We start from the raw sequence: 2,275 nt of genomic DNA on the forward strand, positions 1-2,275 counted from the left end.
CGCAGACAAAAGCAAAAAAGGGCATATATCGTAAACGCATTGGGAAAGAATGTTGTAAAAAGAATATATACTCATTCAGATGTTCTGCACTGCGAGGTGATAGACAGCGTTGCGGAAGAATTTATAAATATGCGCTCCATAAAAACAGGCGATTTTGACAATGTTTCAAAATGCAAATACGCCGTTCCTGATTACTGGACAATAGGCGAAGTGTATGAACGCCTTATCGAAGATGTCCAGCCGGATGAAGACGTTGACAGCATAATTGAAACCCTGTTCAAAGTTTACAATTCCTGGGTCAGCGACAGCATCAGCAGATTCAACACAGACTTTTACTATCAAAGCCGCGAGTACATAAAGGAATGTTTTTTGACCAACAGGCAAATCGCTTAGAAAATAAAAGCTCATTCATCTAAGAACATAACCTACCGGGTACGAAGAGACATCTTTGTAGTTGAGTTCCAAAATAGAACGGCTTTGAAATTTCTGGCGCAGGATGACACTTTTGATGTGATTGCGACAGGTTTTCTTCTTGGAATAAATTATAGGGAAATTTCTTCTATTCCAGTCGGCTATGAGCGTCAGTACGAGATGCATTCTCTTGATTTTGAGGAATTTCTTTGGGCTTTGGGAATTGAGCAGAGCGCGATTTTAAGCCTGAAAGAAAACTTTGACAATAAAATCCCAGTTGAAAAAGGCGGCACTTCATCTTTGGATTCCCTTCTTAAAAAAGATGAAATAAAATACGGCTACAAGATAGTAAACGGCAATGTTGTGCAGACTGGAAAGAAAATCACGGTTCCGCATTATATGTGCATGTTCTTGTAAGGAGTTCAGGCGGATATGGGCAAGGCGGAGAAAAAGATAGATTCCCGCATCGAGTGCGAGAATGACAACATGTTAATATATTAAAAAATCAGTACATGAATCCCAGCAGCCAGATAGGAATTTGTCTGTCTGTGCCAAATTCTATGTCGTCGGCGATAATGTATGAGTCTGGAATTTCTTGAATTTGTTTGCGCTTTTTGTTCTTCCCGCCTACTTCAAAAGTGTATTTTGAGTCCACAAAGAAATCACTTTCCTCTGAAAAATCAACTTTATGGGAATGTAAAAGTTGGTTTAGAACAAAAGTTTCCCGGCGGTTGCCTGTATTTGTATTTTCTCCGTTAAAAAGTTCCATAAGATTTGTGTTTTCCATCAGTATCTTTTCGGGTTTTTCAAGCACGCTTAATCCGCGTGATTTTTTATAAAGCTGATTTATAAGTTTTGCGTCTTCCAGATATTTTAAATATATGAGCAAGGTCTGCCTTGAAATTCCGATTTTTGCGGCAAGCTGTGTTATGTTTGGAATGAACGGGGCAGACTCGCCTATGATAGCCAGAAGTTTCTTTATTCTTGGAATATAGGCGATTTCCAATCCGCGGAGAAAAGGAAGCTCAACTTCTAGAATCATGTTCAGGGTTTCATTCAGGCGGTTAAAATAATCGTCTTTTCCTTCTAAAAAGTACGGATAATAGCCAAAAGATAGATAATCGTCAAAAAATTCAAACGGCTTGATTTTTGATGCGATTTCCGCGGAAATCTGCTCGTTGTTCTCTAGTATTTCTTCCAATGTAAAAATTGGAAAATCGTGTGCTTTTATCAGCGAAAGATACTCGCGGAAAGAAAGCCCGGTCAGCTCATAAACTAAAGTTCTGCGGCTTAAATCCGCTCTGCCGTTCAGAATTTCAAGCAAGGAAGAACCAGTGAATGCGATGTGAAGTTCCGGAAAATCATCATAAAGATTTTTGATTTCCTTTGACCAGTTTTCATATTTATGCACTTCATCAAGAAAAAGATGTGTGCCGCCACGGCTTACAAATTTTTCTGCAAGTTCAACAAGTGTATTGTTTGAAAAATAAATGTTGTCAAGGCTTACATAAAGAACTTTGTTCAGATTATTGGAGAAAGTTTTTTTTATGTGCTGCAAAAATAATGTTGTTTTTCCAGTTCCTCTTGAGCCTCTTATGCTTATAAGCCGCACATTCCAGTTTATTTTTCTTTCCAGTTCGCGCTCAAAGGTTGGAAGCGGGGCGGTCATTTTCTTTCTGAAAACTTCGATTAGTTTTTCCATAGCCTGATTTTATAATACATTGTTCAAATTGTTAAGTGGACTTAACAATTTTTGATTGATTTTGTTAAGTGGATTTAACAAAATTGACTGGACTTCATTTGTTGACAGAAAGAAATCCTAAGCATGGCAATCTTGCTAGAGGATTATCAACCGAGTTTCTTT

General features: G+C 38.0%; 2 protein-coding genes. One reads left to right on the top strand and one right to left on the bottom strand.

All coding sequences use genetic code 11. From position 1 onward, the window contains the following. Positions 1–477 precede the first annotated feature (477 nt). Positions 478–828: a hypothetical protein gene (locus B3209_RS01310; RefSeq protein ID WP_296664258.1), complete on the top strand. Its 351-nt coding sequence runs from the start codon at positions 478–480 to the stop codon at positions 826–828. Positions 829–916: 88 nt separating this feature from the next. Here B3209_RS01310 and B3209_RS01315 read toward each other — a convergent pair whose 3' ends face one another. Next, entirely contained in the window at positions 917–2,113 is a 1,197-nt protein-coding gene (locus B3209_RS01315; protein ID WP_296664257.1) for an ATP-binding protein, read from the bottom strand. Positions 2,114–2,275 lie beyond the last annotated feature (162 nt).

The organism is Treponema sp. UBA6852 (assembly GCA_002449305.1).
In the GTDB taxonomy this organism is placed as follows: Bacteria; Spirochaetota; Spirochaetia; order Treponematales; family Treponemataceae; genus Treponema_D.